Annotated in this window: 5 protein-coding genes and 1 pseudogene; 5 read left to right on the top strand and 1 reads right to left on the bottom strand. The window is 40.9% G+C overall.

The window, feature by feature from the left end; translation table 11 throughout:
• Window positions 1-158, top strand: a pseudogene (locus IQ224_RS22670) (photosystem II protein D2); the annotation flags it as partial.
• A gap of 146 nt (window positions 159-304) precedes the next feature.
• Window positions 305-832 carry a DUF3011 domain-containing protein gene (locus IQ224_RS22665; RefSeq protein WP_002773467.1) on the top strand — a complete coding sequence of 176 codons (528 nt, stop codon included), beginning with the start codon at window positions 305-307 and terminating at the stop codon, window positions 830-832.
• Window positions 833-991: 159 nt separating this feature from the next.
• Here IQ224_RS22665 and tnpA read toward each other — a convergent pair whose 3' ends face one another.
• Complete coding sequence (gene tnpA / locus IQ224_RS25185) at window positions 992-1,411, bottom strand: IS200/IS605 family transposase (protein ID WP_002792993.1); 420 nt, start codon at window positions 1,409-1,411, stop codon at window positions 992-994.
• A gap of 64 nt (window positions 1,412-1,475) precedes the next feature.
• Here tnpA and IQ224_RS22655 point away from each other — a divergent pair, with 64 nt between their 5' ends.
• The 3 genes from IQ224_RS22655 to IQ224_RS22645 all read left to right on the top strand — a co-directional run bounded on the left by IQ224_RS22655 (window position 1,476) and on the right by IQ224_RS22645 (window position 3,429).
• Window positions 1,476-2,705 (top strand): RNA-guided endonuclease TnpB family protein, encoded by a 1,230-nt coding sequence (locus IQ224_RS22655; RefSeq protein ID WP_194033521.1) that lies wholly within the window; start codon window positions 1,476-1,478, stop codon window positions 2,703-2,705.
• 237 nt (window positions 2,706-2,942) lie between these two features.
• Complete coding sequence (locus IQ224_RS22650) at window positions 2,943-3,170, top strand: hypothetical protein (protein WP_036399910.1); 228 nt, start codon at window positions 2,943-2,945, stop codon at window positions 3,168-3,170.
• A complete protein-coding gene (locus IQ224_RS22645) occupies window positions 3,127-3,429 on the top strand; it encodes a type II toxin-antitoxin system RelE/ParE family toxin (protein ID WP_158201302.1) in 303 nt (100 codons plus the stop codon). Before IQ224_RS22650 ends, IQ224_RS22645 begins: the two co-directional genes overlap by 44 nt.
• Window positions 3,430-3,475 lie beyond the last annotated feature (46 nt).

Genomic DNA, 3,475 nt, shown 5'->3' with positions numbered 1-3,475 from the left:
AGGAATTGAGAGCGGCCGAAGACCCGGAATTTGAAACCTTCTACACTAAAAATATTCTGCTTAACGAAGGTCTGAGAGCTTGGATGGCTCCCCAAGACCAACCCCACGAAAACTTTATCTTCCCTGAAGAAGTATTACCTCGCGGTAACGCTCTCTAAGGATGGCAAGAAAATTTACCGAATAGGGGGAAGGGTGAAGTTAAATCACCCTTCTTTTTTGTTGATTAACGCATCTCAAGCAACTACTACTCATTTTCTTGATACCCCTGTAAGATAAACTAGAGAATTTCTTGGAGATAAAGACAATGTTTCGCCAAATTTTATTATCTAGTCTCGGTTTGTTGCTAATTTATCCCCTGGGGAGCGAGCCAGCAGCGGCCAGAACCATGAGAGTTAATTGTGAAAGTCAAAGCGGTCGCACTACTCGCTGTCCTGTGAACGCTAGATGGGCCCAAGTCAGATTAACCCGCACTCGCTCCGCTGCTCCCTGTGAGGGTAATTGGGATTTCGAAAACGGCAATATTGTGGTCAGAAATGGTTGTCGGGGCGAGTTTGAGGTACGCACCGACGACCATCACGGTAATTCTGGTGGCGGTTGGGACGGTAATGTTTATGAAGAATTTCGCCTCCCCAATATCGGTCGTTTTGTCGTTGATCGCCGCAGTTATTATGATAGTGGCAGAATTAGAGAATTTGATGCGATCGTTAATGGCAGTCGCGAACGTTGGTGGGCCAATTGTCGTGGTGGCGAACTCGGCAGCGGTAGTCGTCGCATCCGCTCATCCCGGGAAATCGATCGAGTAGTGGACTTTGTTTGTGAGGATCGGGGTTAAATATAGAAACCAAAAACCTATCTAAAGCCTTTTAAAGTTACTTATTTATATAGCCAGATAGCTAAAATGAGTAACTTTTACCTAAAATGTCGGCTTGAAGGAACCCTCGGTTTTACCGATGAGATGAAAAGCCGACCAATATAGAACAGCGAAGCACGATTAAAAATCAGGACTGTCTTGATTTTCGACATATTTTTTGAGTTGGTCTATTGTGACACCGCCACAACTAGCCACAAAATAAGCCCCCGTCCACAAAACTCGCTTGTCTTGACCATATATCTTTTTTAAGTGGTCAGGGTAGTTGTCCCACATAAGTTTGCAAGAGGTTGACTTTAAGTTAGCTATTAATCCACTTAACAGTTTATGAGGCGGGTAAGTAAGAAGAATGTGTACATGGTCTGATTCTCCGTTAATCTCGACTACTTCCGCATCCCATTTAGCGGCAATAGAGTTAAAAGCTACCTTCAAAAACTCCAAATGCTCCTTTTGAAACACCTTCCTACGATATTTTGTCACGAGGACTATATGTACAGTGAGATTAAAGGTAGCCCTACGAGTCTTAAAGTAATTAACTTTCATGCCCTTGACACTTTGTACGGTGGATTGCTATAATCATAGCGTAGCACATTGAGAGGTCGAGTCAATGCGAGTCATAGAGTTTAAGTTAAAGACCAATTCTCACCAAGAAATAGCCATTCAAGAAGCTATAAGAGTGGGACAGTTCATCAGGAATAAATGTTTAAGATTTTGGATGGACTCTACTAAAGAAGATAAGGTTAATTATGCTACTTTGTGTAGGCTAACTACCGAATTATCTAATAATCCTGAGTTCTCTTTTGTTGGTAAACTGAACTCTATGGCTCGTCAGGCAAGTGCTGAAAGAGCTTGGTTTTCTATATCCCGTTTCTACAACAATTGTCAAAAGCGCACCGCCCGCGCCGAATCGAATTCGGCGAGCGGACGGAGCAAGAAGGGTTTGGCGAAAAAAGGCTATCCTAAATTCAAAAAGTTCTCAAGGTCTGTAGAGTACAAATCTTCTGGTTGGAAATTAACGGAAGATAAAAAGTTTATTCACATCACGGATAAAACAGGGATTGGGAAGCTAAAACTCATCGGGACTTTTAACCGTCAACTCTTAGATAAATCCACAATCAAAAGAGTCAGGCTTATTAAACGAGCGGACGGCTTTTATTGTCAATTTGTTTTAGACATTGAGAGAGTAGAACCCCTTGACTCTACAGGAAAAGAAGTGGGAATTGATTTAGGTTTAAACTACTTCTTGACGGACTCTAATGGGGATAAAATTGATAACCCACGGTTTCTTCGTAAGTCTGAAAAAAGACTAAAAAAGGCTCAACGTAAACTCTCAAAAAAGAAAAAGGGAAGCCAAAAAAGGTTAAAGCAAAAATCTAAAGTAGCTCGCATTCATTTAAAAGTTTCTAGACAACGTAAAGATTTTGCCGTCAAGACAGCAAAAGCGTTAATCCAATCTAACGATTTGGTAGCCTACGAGAACTTGAAGGTTTCTAATATGGTGAAAAACCGAAAACTTGCTAAATCAATTCAAGATGCAAGTTGGTCAATGTTCACCAATTGGTTAGACTATTTTGGAAAAATTCACGGGAAGTTTGTCATAGCGGTAAACCTCCAATACACTAGCCAACAATGCTCTGATTGTGGCAATATCGTCAAGAAAACATTATCGATAAGGACACACATTTGTTCTTGTGGTTGCGTTTTAGACCGGGATGAAAACGCCGCTATAAACATACTTCATAAAGCAAATACTGTCGGGCGGACAGAAATTCAAGCCCTCGGACAGACTACCCACTGTCTAACAGGTGAAAGCTTGTTAGATAAGGTAACTGGTTGAACAGGGAATCCCTCGCATGAGCGCGATGGGAGCGTCAATGAAGATAGATTTTAAGAACGTTATCAGGTAAGCTAAGACGCACTTTAACCGCCTATCCTTAGATTACCTGAATCTCTCCCAATCTCTTGACTTGCCTCGAACAGTGGCTTGAGAAAACTAAAATCCTTAAGATAGCTGCTGTAAGAAACCCGTTTTCTTGATCTGCTGCTACAATTCAAGTAGATTGGAGGAAAATATATGGAGCCGGCAAACACCTTAGATGCTCTAATGCTCAAAACCATCATTAAGGAAAGCGTCCGCGAAGTTATGCGGGAAGAATGGTTTAAATTCTTCGAGATGCTGATTCCCTATGTTGATGATATAGAACAAGCTGACATAGAAGCAACCTTTAATCCTGTTGATTACAAAGACGACAGCTTCCTTGATATTACAGGCTGGTTTAATCGTGAAGATCAGGATCAGTAGATCAGCCAATAAATTTTTGGAGAAACTAGATGCCAATAGCCGAAAATCTGTTTTAACTAAAATTGGTATTCTCAAAACCTGCCTTGAAACTCAAAACGTTTATCCCCCTGAAGAACTTGATATAAAAAAACTTAAAGGTGAGTTAAAAGGATTCTCCAGAATTCGTGTTGGCAAAATGCGAGTTATTTTTGAAATCGTCAAGGAGACAGACGAAATCTTTATTTATGAGATTAACTTTAGAGGCAATATTTACGATTAATTAGGGTTTGCGGCAAAAAGTTTTTCCTGGGGGCAGGGTGTGGGGT

The organism is Microcystis sp. LEGE 00066 (assembly GCF_015207925.1).
Classification (GTDB): domain Bacteria; phylum Cyanobacteriota; class Cyanobacteriia; order Cyanobacteriales; family Microcystaceae; genus Microcystis; species Microcystis ichthyoblabe_A.
The sequence above is the reverse complement of the archived record's forward strand: the minus strand, read 5'-3'. Positions and strand labels throughout refer to the sequence as shown.

Coding starts and splice junctions, on each gene's coding strand:
- IQ224_RS22665 (WP_002773467.1), top strand. CDS start 305: ATGTTTCGCCAAATTTTATTATCTAGTCTCGGTTTGTTGCTAATTTAT.
- tnpA (WP_002792993.1), bottom strand. CDS start 1,411: ATGAAAGTTAATTACTTTAAGACTCGTAGGGCTACCTTTAATCTCACT.
- IQ224_RS22655 (WP_194033521.1), top strand. CDS start 1,476: ATGCGAGTCATAGAGTTTAAGTTAAAGACCAATTCTCACCAAGAAATA.
- IQ224_RS22650 (WP_036399910.1), top strand. CDS start 2,943: ATGGAGCCGGCAAACACCTTAGATGCTCTAATGCTCAAAACCATCATT.